This window comes from Streptomyces sp. GC420, from assembly GCF_009916105.1.
GTDB lineage: Bacteria > Actinomycetota > Actinomycetes > Streptomycetales > Streptomycetaceae > Streptomyces.
In genome coordinates, this window is record NZ_JAAAXQ010000195.1 from 1 (window position 1) to 15,146 (window position 15,146).

The window sequence follows — 15,146 nt, forward strand, 5'->3', positions numbered from 1 at the left end:
ACAGCCCCCTCCTCCTGTGCGAGGGCCGCGTCCAGGCGTGCCCGCGCCCCCTCCAGCCAGCGCCTGCACACCTTCGCCAGTTCCTCGCCACGCTCCCACAGCGCCAGCGACTCCTCGAGCGTCGTGCCACCCGCCTCCAGCCGGCGCACCACCTCGATCAGTTCGTCCCGCGCCTGCTCGTACCCGAGCGTGGACTCCTGCCGGACATCCGTCTCGCCCATGTCTCTCCGTATCTCCCAACCCTGTGCACCGGTCCGTCCGCGAACCGGTGCGTCGAAAAACGCGCTTCGAACGCGTCGGAAAAGAAGGGGTGCCACCCCGGCGGCCGGAACCCGGACGGCCGCCACCGTGCCCTGCCGGGCACTCCCGCGCCTCCACGGCGGCGCGGGGCCCGCCGGCGGAACCGGGACTCAGTCGGCGACCCGCACCCCGAACTCGCCCTCCGCGACCCTGGCCCGCAGCTCCTCGCCCGGCGCCACCTCCCCGGCCGACCGCACCACATGCCCGTCCGCGCGCTGGAGCACCGCGTAGCCGCGCTCCAGCGTCGCCGCCGGGGAGAGCGACACCACCCTCGCCCGGGTGTGCGCCAGCTCCGAGTCCGCACGGTCCAGCAGGTGCCGCAGACAGCGTCTGCTGCGCCCGACCAGCGACTCGATCTGCTCCTCGCGCTCCTCGACCATCCGCGCCGGCCGCTCCATGCACGGCCGGGCCAGCGCGTGCGCCAGCCCGCGCTCCTCGCGCTCGATCACGGACCGCGCCGCGCGCAGAGCCCGCTCCCGCAACAGCTCGACCCGCCGGATCTCCTCGGACACGTCCGGCACGACCTTCTTCGCGGCGTCGGTCGGCGTGGACGCCCTGAGGTCGGCCACCAGGTCCAGCAGCGGAGAGTCGGGCTCGTGCCCGATCGCGGACACCACCGGCGTACGGCACGCGGCCACCGCGCGCACCAGCTGCTCGTCCGAGAACGGCAGCAGGTCCTCCACGCTGCCGCCGCCCCGCGCCACGATGATCACGTCGACTTCGTCGAGCTCGTCGAGTTCCTTGACGGCCTGCACCACCTGCGGGACGGCGTGCACCCCCTGCACGGGGACGTTGCGCACCTCGAAGCGCACCGCGGGCCAGCGGTGCCGGGCGTTCTCTATGACGTCGCGCTCCGCCGCCGAGGCCCGCCCGCACACCAGGCCGATGAGCTGCGGCAGGAACGGCAGCGGCTTCTTGCGGTCCGCCGCGAACAGTCCCTCGCGGCCCAGCGACTTCTTCAGCTGCTCCAGCCTGGCCAGCAGCTCGCCGATCCCGACCGGCCTTATCTCCGTGGCCCGCAGCGACAGCTGCCCGCGCGGCGCGTACCACTCCGGCTTCGCGAACACGACCACCCGCGCGCCCTCGGACACGATGTCCGCGACCGAGTCGAACACCTGGCGGTAGCACGTGACGCTCAGTGAGATGTCGTACGACGGGTCCCGGAGCGTCACGAACACCACCCCGGCCCCCGGGCGCCGCGACAGCTGGGTGATCTGCCCCTCGACCCACACCGCGCCCAGCCGGTCGATCCAGCCCCCGATGAGCCGTGACACCTCGCCGACGGGGATCGGCGACTCGGGTGAAGTGTTGAGAGCCATGGGCCCGAGCGTAACGGCCACCGCCGACAGCGGACCGTACACGTGCCTCACCGGGACTCCTTTGCCGCTTGCCCCTTTGTCCCCTTGTCCCCGGCGGCTCCGCCCCCGCCCCGGTGATCTCGGGGCGGGAGCGCCCGGCCTTACGATGGTGGGCATGACTGACACGCCTCCCGCGCCCTCCGCTCGCCGCGTCCTGCTCGCCGCTCCCCGCGGCTACTGCGCGGGCGTGGACCGTGCCGTGATCGCCGTCGAGAAGGCCCTGGAGCAGTACGGGGCGCCGATCTACGTCCGCCACGAGATCGTGCACAACAAGTACGTCGTGCAGACCCTGGAGAAGAAGGGCGCGATCTTCGTCGACAAGACGGCGGAGGTCCCCGAGGGCTCCATCGTGATGTTCTCCGCGCACGGCGTGGCGCCGATCGTCCATGAGGAGGCCGCCGAGCGGAAGCTCGCGACCATCGACGCGACCTGCCCCCTGGTGACCAAGGTCCACAAGGAGGCCGTCCGCTTCGCCCAGGAGGACTACGACATCCTCCTGATCGGCCACGAGGGCCACGAGGAGGTCATCGGGACGTCCGGCGAGGCCCCCGACCACATCACCCTCGTCGACGGTCCGGAGGACGTCGCGAGCGTCACCGTCCGCGACGAGTCGAAGGTCGTCTGGCTCTCCCAGACCACCCTCTCCGTCGACGAGACCATGGAGACGGTCGACAGGCTGAAGGAGAAGTTCCCGCAGCTCGTCTCCCCGCCCAGCGACGACATCTGCTACGCCACGCAGAACCGGCAGATCGCCGTCAAGCAGATGGGCGCCGACGCCGACCTGGTCATCGTCGTCGGCTCGCAGAACTCCTCCAACTCCAAGCGGCTCGTCGAGGTCGCCCTGGGCGCGGGCGCGAAGGACGCGCACCTGGTGGACTTCGCCTCCGAGATCGACGAGGCCTGGCTGACCGACGAGGTGCGCACCGTCGGCGTGACCTCCGGCGCCTCCGTGCCCGAGGTACTGGTCGAGGAGGTCCTGGAGTGGCTGTCGCGGCACGGCTTCGAGGACGTCGAGATCGTCAAGGCGGCTGAGGAGTCCATCACCTTCTCGCTGCCCAAGGAACTGCGCCGCGACCTGCGCTCCGAGGCGGCCTCCCTGGTCGACGGGAAGTGAACCGGCGGGAAGCGACCGGCGGGAAGCGACCGGCGGGATGTGACCGGAGAAGTCCGTTGAAGAAGTGATCAAAAGCTGATCACTTCCTCCCTGTGGTGCGTGACTGTCCGTCGATCGTCGTAACGTAGAGTCCATGGAGATCTTCGGCGTGGACATCGGCGGATCCGGGATCAAGGGCGCGCCCGTGGACCTGGGTCGGGGGGACCTGGCACAGCCCCGTCACAAAGTGCTGACGCCCCAGCCGGCCACGCCGGACGACGTGGCGGGCTGCGTGAAGGAAGTCGTCGACCACTTCGGATGGTCCGGGCCGGTGGGCGTCACCTTCCCCGGCGTCGTCACCTCGGGCGTCACCCGCACGGCGGCCAACGTCGACAAGGGCTGGATCGACACCGACGCCGCCCGGCTGCTCGGCGACCGGCTGGGCGGGCTGCCGGTGACGGTCCTCAACGACGCCGACGCCGCAGGGATCGCCGAGATGACCTTCGGCGCCGGCCGCGGCCGCACGGGCACCGTCATCATGCTGACGTTCGGCACGGGCATCGGCAGCGCTGTCTTCGTGAACGGTCACCTTGTGCCCAACACCGAGCTGGGCCATGTCGAGCTGCACGGCCACGACGCGGAGAAGCACGCCTCCAGCAAGGCCAAGGAGGACGAGGACCTCAGCTGGTCGCAGTGGGCACACCGCGTGCAGACCTACCTGGCCCACATCGAGATGCTGTTCTCGCCCGAGCTGTTCATCATCGGCGGCGGCGTCAGCCGCAAGTCGGAGAAGTTCCTGCCGCTCGTCGAGGGCATCAGGGCGGAGATGGTGCCGGCGCAGCTGCAGAACAACGCGGGCATCGTGGGCGCGGCGATGGCGGCGGCCGGCCGGGTCTGAGACACCCCGGCCGCGGCGTAGCCGACGGGGCGCCGCTACGCCCCGCGCATCTGAGCGGCCCTGCCCCGTGCCCTGCGGGCGGTCATCAGCCGCACCTTGCGGACGGTCACGATCACCCCGGCGACCAGCGTTCCGCCGTACAGCCAGCCGGCCTGTACGGCGAGCGCCGTCACCAGCGCCATGACGTGCCCGCCGAGCCCGCCCGTCCCGCCGGAGACCGGCACGGCGCCGACCGCGAAGGCGATCGGCACGCTGACCGGCGCGGCCACCAGGTCCGCCGGCCGCATCCACAGCGCGCAGGCGGCGCAGACGGGCAGGAAGAGCAGCCCGTACGCCACCGGGGAGCCGCCGAGCAGCAGCAGGTCGAGCAGGCCGACGACCAGCATCGCCAGCGAGGTGAGGATCCCACCGCCCAGCGCCGTGAGCCGCGGCGCCGGCAGGCGGCCGCGGGCGGGCCGGGGCCCGGGCCGTGCCTCGGCCCGCGGGGCGGGACGCCGCTCCGGCACCGTCTCGGCGCGGGGGCGCGGGCCCTGCCGCGGGATCGGACGCGGCCGGGGCGGCTGCGGTCGACGAGTCCTGTGTTGCTCCACCGAACCAACCTAGGCGGCGCACCGGGAGATCACCGGCCTTGGACACGCCCTTTGGTCGAGCTTGCTCAGGCGTTCGATGCCGGGCTGTGCCCGCGGGGGTCCGCGGCGCCCCCGTAGACTGGTGGATCGGCCCACCCATTCGGGGGCCGCTCCACAGCCCTCCGGCCCTCCATACGGGAAGTCGCAACGTGTCGCTCACGATCGGAATCGTCGGTCTGCCGAATGTCGGCAAGTCGACCCTGTTCAACGCCCTGACCAAGAACGACGTGCTGGCGGCCAACTACCCGTTCGCCACCATCGAGCCCAACGTCGGCGTGGTCGGCGTCCCCGACGCCCGGCTGGTGAAGCTCGCCGAGGTGTTCGGCTCGCAGCGCATCCTCCCGGCGACCGTGGACTTCGTCGACATCGCCGGTATCGTGCGCGGCGCGAGCGAGGGCGAGGGCCTGGGCAACAAGTTCCTGGCGAACATCCGTGAGTCCGACGCGATCTGCCAGGTCATCCGGGCCTTCAAGGACGAGAACGTCGTGCACGTCGACGGCAAGGTCTCGCCGAAGGACGACATCGAGACGATCAACACCGAGCTGATCCTCGCCGACCTCCAGACCATCGAGAAGGTCCTCCCGCGCCTCCAGAAGGAGTCCCGGATCAAGAAGGACGTGGCGCCGAAGGTCAAGGCGGTCGAGGAGGCCCAGGCGATCCTGGAGTCCGGCCAGACCCTCTTCTCGGCCGGCATCGTCCAGGGCGGCGAGAAGGACGCCCCGCTGCACGATCTGCACCTGCTGACGTCGAAGCCGTTCCTGTACGTCTTCAACGTCGACGAGGACGAGCTGATCGACGAGGACTTCAAGAACGAGCAGCGTGCCCTGGTGGCCCCGGCCGAGGCGATCTTCCTCAACGCCAAGCTGGAGGCGGACCTCGCCGAGCTCGACGAGGACGAGGCCCTCGAACTCCTCCAGTCCGTCGGCCAGGACGAGCCCGGCCTCGCCACCCTCGCCCGTGTCGGCTTCAACACGCTGGGCCTGCAGACGTACCTCACGGCCGGCCCCAAGGAAGCCCGCGCCTGGACCATCAAGAAGGGCGCCACCGCCCCCGAGGCCGCCGGTGTCATCCACACCGACTTCCAGAAGGGCTTCATCAAGGCCGAGGTCATCTCCTTCCACGACCTGGTGGAGACCGGCTCCGTCGCCGACGCCCGCGCGGCGGGCAAGGCCCGCATGGAGGGCAAGGACTACGTCATGCAGGACGGCGACGTGGTGGAGTTCCGCTTCAACGTGTAGCGGGTGAAATAGCACGCAATTGCTGATATGGCAAACGTGCAGGTCGCGCGGGGTCGGGCCCATTGGGGTCCGACCCCGTTTTCGTGGCGGTGCTGGATCGGTCCATGGCCGACGGGTTGCTACGGGTGCCTGGTGCCAGTGATGGTTCTGTTCCCCCGGAACGGCGGTCTGCAGAAGTAGTGTGGGCCGTCGCGGCGGGTGTCGACGGCAACCCGGGTAGAGGCTGCACGCTCGGCGTTTGGCCGCAAGCTCGGGCCCTGGGCAGGAGCCACAAAACATGGCTGTGGTGCACACGGCGCTGACCTGCGCATTTGCGCCGCGGTTGGTGTCGAGGGGCGAAGTCGGCTGGTGCCGTTTGTTCCGAACGTGAACAAGTGATCGGGGTGTGCGGTCCAAGGCCTCTCTGCAGCAGACATCTCGGATTCTGATGCACTCGGAAGTACATGTACGAGGTGTCTTCTTGCTGCTTGCTGGCCTGCTCTGGCTGAACCTGAGCACCGATGGCGCGTGTTCCAGTGAGCCGTGCCCGGGCCGGGAGGTGACTTTGCTCGCGCGGCATGTCGAGACAGCTGCCAATGGCGCCCTCTCGGGTGTCGTTGGACGCGCCGGACTGAACCCCCGCGCGCGGTGAGGCTGCCGTGACGGGCATGGGCGCTTGTGCGCGGCTGTCCTGCCTGCAGACCGCCACCCTCGCCCCGCTCATCCGCGAGATCGACCTGGACGAGGCGGTCCCGCTGGCCCTGGGCGGAACCCCGGAGCCCGACGAGACGTCGACCTGGACATCCCCGAGCCCTGCGAACGCGATCACGTACAGCCCTGAGGGCGAGCCCGTGCTGGTGGGGCGGCCGGCGCCATCGCCGACCGGGTCGAACTCCGTGTCGTGGACCGCGGACCGGGCGTCCCCGACGAGGCCAAGGACCGCGTCTTCGCACCTTTCCAGCGCTACGGCGACGCCCCGCCTACCTGCCGGCCAGAGCTTCGGCTTCCGTACGGGCCCGCACCGCCTCCAGTGCAGCGTATTCCGCCTCCAGGATCGCGGAGCCGGCGAAGTCGATCGCGAACGACGCGTACCCCTCCGCATCATCCGCCTTGAGCTCGGCACGCTTCACGTCAAGCTCGCCCTTGCGCTCCTGGAGTTGGCTCTTGACCTTCGCTACGTGCTCCTGCCACTTGTTCCTGGCCTCTTCCAGTGACGCAGCGGCAGCGGCCTTCTGCTCGGCTCCCTCACGGCGGAGTTGCTCTGCCCGCTCTTTCGTTTCCCGCTCAACCTGTTCGATCGCGGCCGCCAGATCCTCCTGGTCCTTGGCGATGGCACTCTGCACCTGCTCTTGTGCGTGCTTCGACCAATCCGTCAGTTGGGTGATGCGGTCCGTCATCTGCGTCATGGTCCTGCCCTTCCGATTGCTCTAAAGGAGGATTCTCATCAATTCGAACATATCCGGCGGGCGCCTGCTACTCGCGAGGCAGCGCCATGGCGGCGGACAAGTCGGGTCAGTGTGGGACGTGGCCGTCACCACACCCAGTTCGGCTCGTCACCGGGGCCTGATCGGCGGACTGAGCCTCCTGTGATGCGCTCTCACTAGCGTGACCGGATATGCCGCGCTGTTGCACGCCGCCGGTCTCGGTCAGCGGCGCCGCGGACATGCGCGGGGGTGCGACAGCGGTTAGACAAGAAGGGTGATGGTCAATAGACCGGAAGATGTCGGAATCCCGCCGGAACTGTCTGTTCTGTATGGACCGTTGACCTGTGGCCGGTCGGACACCCACGCGCCTGTGCTGGAACCGTCGTTCATGCGCACTCGCGAGCCGGGGCACGACGGTACGCCGGTGACCGGCGTGTTCTCCCGCCGACACGTGTCCGAGCTGGTGGTCAGCCGGTCGACTCGGCAGGTGTCCCCTCCGTTCGGTGCATCCAAGGCCGCCCGACGGGCTGTTGCGCCCCTTTGCCTCCCCTGCGACCGTCGATGACGCCCCCGGACCCCGGCCAGGAGCCGCAGCCGCCTGAAGGGCCCCCGCCTTCCGAAGGCGAGGCCGCAGAGGCGGGGGGTGCCGCCCGGATGCCCCGGTGGCTGCCGCGTGCCATGGTGCTTGCGCTTGCCCTGGTGGCCGCATTCCAGCTCGGCAGCTGGGCGTTCCACCGGCTTACTGGTCTGCTGGTCGGCATTCTGATCGCGTCTTTCCTGGCGCTGGGAATCGAGCCGCCGATCGGCCGGATGGTGGCGCGGGGGATTGGCCGGGGCCTGGCCGCCCTTCTGGTGTGTCTCGCCGTGGTCCTCGGGGTGGCGGGGTTCTTCGTGCTGTTCGGCTCGTTCCTGGCGGGCCAGATCAGCGGCATCGTCGAGCACTTCCCGCGGTACTTCGACTCCCTCATCGGCTGGATCAACCGGACGTTCAACACGGATCTTTCGCGGGTCGACATTCAGGGCCGGGTGTTGCGCCCGGACTGGCTGCGGACGTACGTGCAGAAGAGCGCGGGCGGTGTGTTCGACTTCTCGGCTTCTGTGCTGGGCGGTCTGTTCCGGCTGCTGACGATCTTCCTGTTCGCCTTCTACTTCGCCGTGGACGGCCCCCGGCTGCGCCGCGCGCTGTGCTCGCTGCTGCCACCGGCCAAGCAGACCGAGGTGCTGCGGGCCTGGGAGATCGCGGTCGACAAGACGAGCGGATACCTCTACTCCCGGGGGCTGATGGCCCTGATCTCCGCGGTCGCCCACTTCGTCATGCTGGCGGTGCTGGGTGTGCCGTATGCCCCTGCGCTCGCCGTGTGGGTGGGGGTGGTGTCGCAGTTCATCCCGGTCATCGGCACCTATCTGGCCGGGGCCGTGCCCATCCTGGCCGCGTTCGCCGTCGACCCCTGGTACGCGGTGTGGGTGCTGGTCTTCGTCGTGGTCTATCAGCAGTTCGAGAACTATCTGATCCAGCCGAAACTCACGTCCAAAACAGTGGACATCCATCCGGCGGTGGCCTTCGGCTCCGTGATCGCGGGCACCGCGCTGCTCGGTGTGGCCGGCACGCTGATGGCCATTCCGGTGGTGGCCACGTTGCAGACGTTCTTCAGTGCGTATGTGAAGCGGTACGACGTCGCGGATGATCTGCGGGCACAGAACGGCCGACGTTACCCGCGCAGGGGTGGCCCGTCGCTGCTCGCGTGGCTGCGTGGCCTGCTGCACCGCCGCGGCCGTTCCTGACCGGGCTTGCGAAGGCCGCCGCCAGGTGAAACAGAGCCGGGTGGGTGACGATGGAGGTGTACTTGCCGACCGTGCTTTTCCAGGAGGAGGCAGCGGCATGACTTATCCCTCCGATTCCCCGGGCACCGGCCCTCCGCGCGGCACCGAGCCACAAGACGCCCCGTTGACCGAAGGCCTGGGCGCCTTGGCGAACATGGGCTGGCAGATCCTGCTCACCACGGGCCTGGCCACGATCGCCCTGGGCGTCGTGGTCTTCGCCTGGCCTGAGGAGACGCTGCGGGTCGTCGGCGTACTCTTCGGCATCTACCTGCTGGTCACCGGCGTCTTCCAGCTGGCCGCCGCCTTCGGCACGCACGTCCCCCGGCATCTTCGGGTGCTGCACTTCCTCACGGGTGCGCTCTCCGTCCTGCTGGGGCTGATCTGCTTCCGGGGCACTCTGCAGTCGATCTTTCTGCTCGCCCTGTGGATCGGCTTCAGCTGGCTGCTGCGCGGCATCATGGTGACGGCTGCGGCGGCCTCCGCCGAGGACATGCCGGCACGCGGCTGGCAGCTGTTCTACGGGATCATCAGCACTCTGGCGGGCATCGTGCTGATCGTCTCGCCGTTCACCTCGATCGCCGCACTCACCCTGGCGGTGGGCGTCATGGCCGTGGTCCTGGGAGTGGTCGAGGTGTTCCAGGCCATCAGGACGCGCGTCGAAGTCGGCCGCCTCGCTCCGGGTGGCACTGCCGCACATCGGCGGCCCCTGTTCCACCGCCCGCACCCCCAGCACTGATCACCGGCACCGGACCGGCCAGCCACGGACGCGCGGCGAAGCGGCACCCGTGCAGTGGGATGGGCACCTCGGTCAGCGACTGCACCGCACCTGATGACCATGACCGCGGACATCGATCTCACGGCGTTCTTCGACGCCACCCCAAGCCCGTACCTGGTGCTGGATGCGGACCTGGTGATTCGCTACGTCAACCCGGCATGCCTGCGGACCATCGGCAGGACCGAGGAGGAGTTGATCGGGCGGCACTTCTTCGACGTCCTTCCGGACAGTCGCGGCGTCCGCGACGACGTGGAACAGAACCTGAAAGTGTCACTCCACCGGCTTCTGCGCACCGGGAAACCGGAAACCGTGGTGCTCCAGCGGTACGACCTTCCCGTCCCCGACCGGCCTGGCGCGTTCGAGGAGCGATGGTGGTCCGTGATCCACACCCCCATTTGCGGACCTGACGGTAGTGTGAAGTGGATCATCCAACAGGTAGCGGACGTCACGGCCTTCGTCCACTCCTCCCGGGCACGTCAGCTCAGCGAGGAGTCGACCGAGTGGGCGAAGAGCATTGCTGCCGAGCTGTATGCGCGGGCCGGAGAGCTGCACCGGCTGAACCAGGAACTGCGCCGGGCCCACGCCCGCGAACAGAGGGTCGCCGTCACCCTGCAGGAAGCCATGCTCTCCGTCCCCGACCTGGATCGGCACACCAACATCGCCGTGCGCTACCTGCCCGCGACGACCTCACTCAACGTGTGCGGCGACTGGTACGACGTTGTCGACCTGCCACCCGACCGCTATGCCGTGGCGGTCGGAGATGTCGTCGGCCACGGCCTGCACGCCGCGGCCGTCATGGGCATGCTCCGCAGCGCCCTGAGCGCCGTCATCCGCGCCATCCCCAGCCCCGCCCAGGCCTTGGAAATCCTCGGCCTCTATGCCCGCTCCGTGGACGGTGCGATGGCCGCCACCGCGGTCAAGGTACTCATCGATACCCGCGGCAGGCTGATCATCTACAGCAGCGCCGGGCACCCACCACCCGTGCTGCTCCACTCCGACGGGACCTGTGAACGGCTGGACCAGGCCACCGACCCGCCACTCGGCACACGCGAGCACCATGTCCCGCGCCCCCAGGCCGGCCTCCCCTATACCCCGGGAGACACCCTCGTGCTGTACACAGACGGCCTCATCGAGCGCCGCGACGAGGACATCGACGCCGGCCTGGAACGCCTGACCACAGCCCTGGCCCAGGACCCGACCCTCCCTCCTGACCTGCTGGCCGACGCACTGCTGGCCCGGCTCGACGTCGCCGGGGGCGCTCCCGACGACATCGCTCTCGTCATCATCCACCTATGACCCCACGCGTCTTCTCGACCACTCCCGTAGCTGCTCCGGCCGGGATCAGAGACACGCACCTGCCGCCCGTCACCCCCTCTCGCGGGTGCGCGCGGGGTGGTTCTCCACGCCGGCGATCGCGGCGTCCAGCGCGCAGTTGAACATCGTGTCGATCACGTCGTTCGAGGGCCCAGCTGCCTCCTCCCCTTCGGGGCCAGCCGCTGCCGGGGGGAAGGTGCTCCACCGCTGCAGCGCTCCCGTCAGTTCGCTGACCAGCAGACCCGTGAACACGGCGCGCAGGGTGGCGGCGGCGCGCGGGACCTCCTCAGCGGCCAGCTCCGAGGCGGCGAGGGTGTCCGTGAGTCCACGCCAGAACGGGTCGTCCGGCTGGACGAAGTCGGCGCGCCCGAAGGAGTACCCCATCAGCTTGGGGTGACGGTGCGCCAGCGCCCGGAAGTCCAGCGCCAGTTGACGCAGTCGGTCCTGCCAGGGGGCATCCTCCCGTTCCGGTGTGCGGAACTGTGAGCCGACGCGTTCGGTCACGCCGCGCAGTACGGCGTCCTTGTTCGGCACGTGGTGGTACAGCGACATCGGGTTCGCGTCCAGCGCCGCCGCAAGTTTGCGCATGGTCAGCGCCTCGACCCCGTCGGCGTCGATGAGTTCCAGGGCCTTGGCGCAGATGCCGTCCTTGGTGAGCGGTACGTCCCTCTTCCTCGTCCCCCGGGGTGCCTTCTTTTGAGTTTCCATACGTCGTATGGTACCACTGTAGACAGTTCCCTACAACGTATGGAAACCGGGGGCCTCGCTGTCCATCAGCGGCGTCCCAGGCATGCCACAGAGCCCTTGCCCGTCCCCCTACTTTTCTCCGCACAAAGGAGCAAGCCATGGCCACGCAACCCGTGACCGATCTGCGTCCCATCCCGTCCCCGCGCGGGATCCCCCTCCTCGGCCACACCACGCAGGTCCCCGGCACCAACCCGTTCGCCTACTTCGCCGAGCTGTCCAAGCAGTTCCCCGAGGGCATCTTCAGCCTGGACATCGCCGGCATCGAGCAGGTCTTCGTCACTGACCCGGACCTGGTGGCCGAGGTCTGCGACGAGACCCGGTTCTTCAAGCAGATCGAGAAGACGCCGCTGAGCCATGTCCGGGACTTCACGGGCGCGGGCCTGTTCACGGCGCATCAGCACGAAGAAGAATGGGGAATGGCTCACCGTATCCTCCTGCCGGCCTTCAGCCAGCGCGCCATGAAGGCTTACTACAGGCAGATGCTGGAGATCGCGCAGAACCTGGCGGGCAAGTGGGAGGGCAGGGAGGGGCAGCCGGTCAACATCACCGACGACTACACCCGGCTGACCTTGGACACCATCGCCCTGACGGGGTTCGGATACCGGTTCGACTCTTTCGGCAAGGAGGAGCTGCACCCCTTCCTCAACGCACTGCTGGGCGCGCTGGTGGAGTCGCTGCGGCGCTCCCAGGAACTGCCGGTGATGACCAAGATGCGCAAGGCCGACGCCAAGAAGTACGGCGAGAACATCCAGCTGATGCGGGACCTGGTCGACAGCGTGATCAAGGAGCGCCGCCAGGGGAAGGGCAGCGGCGAGGAGGACCTGCTGGGCCTGATGCTGGAGGCGACCGACCCGGAGACCGGCAAGCAGCTGACCGACGACAACGTCCGCGACCAGGTGGTGACGTTCCTGATCGCTGGCCACGAGACCACCAGCGGCCTGCTGTCCTTCGCCACGTACTCGCTGATGCGCAACCCGCATGTGCTGGCCCAGGCCTACGCCGAGGTGGACCGCCTGCTGCCCGGCGACACCGTCCCGGACTACGACACGATCATGCAGCTGGACGTCATCCCGCGGATCCTGGAGGAGACCCTGCGCCTGTGGGCTCCCATCCCGCTGTTCGGCAAGACGGCGCGGGAGGACACGGTCATCGGCGGCCGCTACGAGCTGAAGAAGGGCACGAAGGTCCTCATCCTCGAAGGCCCGCTGCACACCCACCCAAAGGCATGGGAGCGGCCGGAGGAATTCGACATCGACCGGTGGCTGCCGGAGAACCGCGTGCAGCAGCACCCGCACGCCTACAAGCCGTTCGGCAACGGCGTGCGCGCCTGCATCGGCCGGCAGTTCGCGCTCACCGAGGCCCGCCTGGCCCTGGCGCTGGTGTTGCAGAAGTTCAAGTTCGCCGACCCGAACGACTACAAGATGGACGTCCGGGAAGCGCTGACCCGCAAGCCCGGCGACTTCGAACTCGTCATACGCACCCGCCAGGACCAGGAGCGGACCGTCTTCGGTGCCGCCGACGTCCGGAGCGACAACGAGCGGCAGCAGGCCGTGGTCAGCGGCATCGGCGTGAATCTCACCGTCGCCTACGGCTCCAGCCTGGGCTCGTGCGAGGACCTGGCACGCACGATCGCCGACCGCGGCGAGCGCTCCGGGTTCGGCACCACGCTGACGAGCCTGGACGAGCTGGGCGACAACCTGCCCACCGATGGGCTGCTGGTCGTCGTCGCCGCCAGCTACAACGGCAAGGCGCCCGACAACGCCCAGCGCTTCGACGAGCTGATCGCCGCCGGACTGCCCGAAGGCTCGCTGTCCAGGATGCGATTCGCGCTGCTCGGGGCCGGCAACACCCAGTGGGTTGCGACCTACCAGGCGTTCCCCAAGCGGATCGAGTCCGCCCTGCTGGCCGCCGGTGCCACGCCGCTCGTCGAGCGCGGCATCGCGGACGCCGCCGGGGACTTCGACGGCATGGCCAGTCGCTGGATGGACGGCCTGTGGGCCACCCTGGCCGAGGAGTACGCCGCCGACACCTCCGAGGCCAGCGGCCCGCGCTATGAAGTGCAGTTGCTGACCGAGGCGGACGTACGGCCTGCGATCGTCTCCGAGCAGGCATACCCGCTGACGGTGGTGGCCAACGAGGAGCTCGTGTCCGACGCGACCGGGCTGTGGGACTTCAGCATCGAGCCGCCGCGCCCGTCCGCGAAGTCGATCACCATCGAGCTGCCCGAGGGCGTCACCTACGACACCGGCAACCACCTGGCCGTCTTCGCCAAGAACGAGCCCGCGCTGGTCGACCGCGCCCTCGCACGGCTTGGCGTCGACCGCGACCAGGTGCTCCGGCTGGAGCAGCCCGCAGGAGGCCGGACTCACCTGCCGGTGGGCACGCCCGTCACCGCGGGTCTGCTGCTCACCGAGTTCCTGGAACTGCAGGACCTGGCCACCCGCTCCCAGATACAGACCCTGGCCGAGTACACCGAGTGCCCCTGGACCAGGCCGCAGTTGGAGGCGTACACGGCCGACACCGAGGAAGCCGGAGAGCGGTACCAGAAGGAGATCCTCGACAAGCGCGTCTCCGTGCTCACCCTGCTGGAGCGCTTCCCCGCCGTCGAACTCCCGCTCGCGGTCTTCCTGGAGATGACGGGCCCGATCCGTCCGCGCTTCTACTCCATCTCCTCCTCCCCGCTGGCCAATCCGCGCCAGGTACGCCTGACTGTCGGCCTGCTGGAAGGCCCGGCCCTGTCCGGCGACGGCCAGTACCGCGGCACCTGCTCCTCCTACATGGCGCGGTTGGAGCCCGGAGACGTCGTCTACGGCTACGTCCGCGTGCCCTCCCCGACCTTCGCCCCGCCCGCCGACCCCACGGCACCGCTCATCCTCATCGGCCCCGGCACGGGCATCGCACCGCTGCGCGGCTTCCTGGAGGAGCGCGCCCGGCAGTACGAGAACGGCACGGAGGTGGGCCTGTCCCAGGTCTTCGTCGGCTGCCGCCACCCGGAGCACGACTACTTCTACCGGGACGAGATGGAGACGTGGGAGCTGTCCGGCATCGCCCGGGTCCACACCGCCTTCTCCGCGGTGACCGGCCACCCGGCCCGGTTCGTGCAGAACGCCATCTCGGGCGCCGCCGACACGCTGTGGCAGGCGCTTCAGGACGGCGCGTACATCTACGTCTGCGGTGACGGCCGCCGTATGGCGCCCGCCGTCCGCGAGGCCCTGGCTGCGGTCTACCGCGAGCACACCGGCGGCGACGACGAGGCCGCCCAGCGGTGGCTCGCCCAGCTGGAGGCCGACGAGCGCTACCAGCAGGACGTCTTCGCCTGATCCCCAGACGCCGGGAGGCGTGCGGCACCCCTCCCTGGCCGTACGCCTCCCGGTCCCACCCTTCCCAGCAGAACCGCCCGGCACCGCCGGCCCGAACCGCCGGGCGGTGCCGCCCACGAAAGCCTCACAGAAAGCAGATCCCCATGGACACCATGCTCGCCGGACGCTTCCACCTGGACAGCAAGAAGTTCGCCGTGGAAGAGGTCCCCGTCCCCGTGCCCGGCCCGGGCGAGGTCCTCATCGAGGTCAA

General features: G+C 69.3%; 12 protein-coding genes and 2 pseudogenes. 9 read left to right on the forward strand and 5 right to left on the reverse strand.

The window, feature by feature from the left end; translation table 11 throughout:
* On the reverse strand, positions 1 to 221 hold a 221-nt coding region (locus GUY61_RS22685), incomplete at its 3' end, for an exodeoxyribonuclease VII small subunit (RefSeq protein ID WP_166632076.1).
* A gap of 189 nt (positions 222 to 410) precedes the next feature.
* A complete protein-coding gene (xseA, locus tag GUY61_RS22690; protein ID WP_166632077.1) occupies positions 411 to 1,619 on the reverse strand; it encodes an exodeoxyribonuclease VII large subunit in 1,209 nt (402 codons plus the stop codon).
* A 154-nt stretch (positions 1,620 to 1,773) separates the two neighbouring features.
* Between xseA and GUY61_RS22695 the strand changes: the two genes are divergently transcribed.
* Together GUY61_RS22695 and ppgK are read left to right on the forward strand one after the other, a co-directional pair.
* A complete protein-coding gene (locus tag GUY61_RS22695) occupies positions 1,774 to 2,772 on the forward strand; it encodes a 4-hydroxy-3-methylbut-2-enyl diphosphate reductase (RefSeq protein WP_166632078.1) in 999 nt (332 codons plus the stop codon).
* A gap of 133 nt (positions 2,773 to 2,905) precedes the next feature.
* Positions 2,906 to 3,649: a polyphosphate--glucose phosphotransferase gene (gene ppgK / locus GUY61_RS22700; RefSeq protein WP_166632079.1), complete on the forward strand. Its 744-nt coding sequence runs from the start codon at positions 2,906 to 2,908 to the stop codon at positions 3,647 to 3,649.
* 35 nt (positions 3,650 to 3,684) lie between these two features.
* Here the strand turns inward: ppgK and GUY61_RS22705 are convergent, their stop codons facing one another.
* The gene (locus GUY61_RS22705; RefSeq protein ID WP_166632080.1) at positions 3,685 to 4,239 is read right to left on the reverse strand and encodes a DUF6542 domain-containing protein; all 555 of its coding nucleotides are present in this window, start codon (positions 4,237 to 4,239) and stop codon (positions 3,685 to 3,687) included.
* 188 nt (positions 4,240 to 4,427) lie between these two features.
* Between GUY61_RS22705 and ychF the strand changes: the two genes are divergently transcribed.
* Together ychF and GUY61_RS40355 are read left to right on the forward strand one after the other, a co-directional pair.
* On the forward strand, positions 4,428 to 5,516 hold the full coding sequence (gene ychF / locus GUY61_RS22710; RefSeq protein ID WP_166632081.1) for a redox-regulated ATPase YchF: 1,089 nt from the start codon (positions 4,428 to 4,430) through the stop codon (positions 5,514 to 5,516).
* Between the two features lie 647 nt (positions 5,517 to 6,163).
* Positions 6,164 to 6,474 (forward strand): annotated as a pseudogene (locus GUY61_RS40355) (ATP-binding protein); the annotation flags it as partial.
* 1 nt (position 6,475) lies between these two features.
* Here GUY61_RS40355 and GUY61_RS22715 read toward each other — a convergent pair.
* Positions 6,476 to 6,892: a hypothetical protein gene (locus GUY61_RS22715; RefSeq protein WP_243766675.1), complete on the reverse strand. Its 417-nt coding sequence runs from the start codon at positions 6,890 to 6,892 to the stop codon at positions 6,476 to 6,478.
* 588 nt (positions 6,893 to 7,480) lie between these two features.
* Between GUY61_RS22715 and GUY61_RS22720 the strand changes: the two genes are divergently transcribed.
* From GUY61_RS22720 to GUY61_RS22730, 3 genes are all read left to right on the forward strand, one after another.
* The gene (locus tag GUY61_RS22720; protein ID WP_166632082.1) at positions 7,481 to 8,701 is read left to right on the forward strand and encodes an AI-2E family transporter; all 1,221 of its coding nucleotides are present in this window, start codon (positions 7,481 to 7,483) and stop codon (positions 8,699 to 8,701) included.
* 97 nt (positions 8,702 to 8,798) lie between these two features.
* The gene (locus GUY61_RS22725) at positions 8,799 to 9,476 is read left to right on the forward strand and encodes an HdeD family acid-resistance protein (RefSeq protein WP_166632083.1); all 678 of its coding nucleotides are present in this window, start codon (positions 8,799 to 8,801) and stop codon (positions 9,474 to 9,476) included.
* 99 nt (positions 9,477 to 9,575) lie between these two features.
* Complete coding sequence (locus tag GUY61_RS22730) at positions 9,576 to 10,811, forward strand: PP2C family protein-serine/threonine phosphatase (RefSeq protein WP_166632087.1); 1,236 nt, start codon at positions 9,576 to 9,578, stop codon at positions 10,809 to 10,811.
* Positions 10,812 to 10,880: 69 nt separating this feature from the next.
* On the opposite strand, the gene GUY61_RS22735 is transcribed toward GUY61_RS22730, so the two are convergent.
* Positions 10,881 to 11,537, reverse strand: a complete 657-nt coding sequence (locus GUY61_RS22735; RefSeq protein WP_166632084.1) for a TetR/AcrR family transcriptional regulator — start codon at positions 11,535 to 11,537, stop codon at positions 10,881 to 10,883.
* Between the two features lie 137 nt (positions 11,538 to 11,674).
* On the opposite strand from GUY61_RS22735, the gene GUY61_RS22740 reads away from it, so the two are divergent.
* Both GUY61_RS22740 and GUY61_RS40360 read left to right on the forward strand, forming a co-directional pair.
* Positions 11,675 to 14,896 carry a bifunctional cytochrome P450/NADPH--P450 reductase gene (locus GUY61_RS22740; RefSeq protein WP_166632085.1) on the forward strand — a complete coding sequence of 1,074 codons (3,222 nt, stop codon included), beginning with the start codon at positions 11,675 to 11,677 and terminating at the stop codon, positions 14,894 to 14,896.
* Between the two features lie 143 nt (positions 14,897 to 15,039).
* Positions 15,040 to 15,146, forward strand: a pseudogene (locus GUY61_RS40360) (zinc-binding dehydrogenase); the annotation flags it as partial.

Excerpts from the sequence above, each read along its gene's own strand:
- xseA (WP_166632077.1), bottom strand. The coding sequence starts at position 1,619 with ATGGCTCTCAACACTTCACCCGAGTCGCCGATCCCCGTCGGCGAGGTG.
- GUY61_RS22695 (WP_166632078.1), top strand. The coding sequence starts at position 1,774 with ATGACTGACACGCCTCCCGCGCCCTCCGCTCGCCGCGTCCTGCTCGCC.
- ppgK (WP_166632079.1), top strand. The coding sequence starts at position 2,906 with ATGGAGATCTTCGGCGTGGACATCGGCGGATCCGGGATCAAGGGCGCG.
- GUY61_RS22715 (WP_243766675.1), bottom strand. The coding sequence starts at position 6,892 with ATGACGGACCGCATCACCCAACTGACGGATTGGTCGAAGCACGCACAA.
- GUY61_RS22720 (WP_166632082.1), top strand. The coding sequence starts at position 7,481 with ATGACGCCCCCGGACCCCGGCCAGGAGCCGCAGCCGCCTGAAGGGCCC.
- GUY61_RS22725 (WP_166632083.1), top strand. The coding sequence starts at position 8,799 with ATGACTTATCCCTCCGATTCCCCGGGCACCGGCCCTCCGCGCGGCACC.
- GUY61_RS22730 (WP_166632087.1), top strand. The coding sequence starts at position 9,576 with ATGACCGCGGACATCGATCTCACGGCGTTCTTCGACGCCACCCCAAGC.
- GUY61_RS22735 (WP_166632084.1), bottom strand. The coding sequence starts at position 11,537 with ATGGAAACTCAAAAGAAGGCACCCCGGGGGACGAGGAAGAGGGACGTA.
- GUY61_RS22740 (WP_166632085.1), top strand. The coding sequence starts at position 11,675 with ATGGCCACGCAACCCGTGACCGATCTGCGTCCCATCCCGTCCCCGCGC.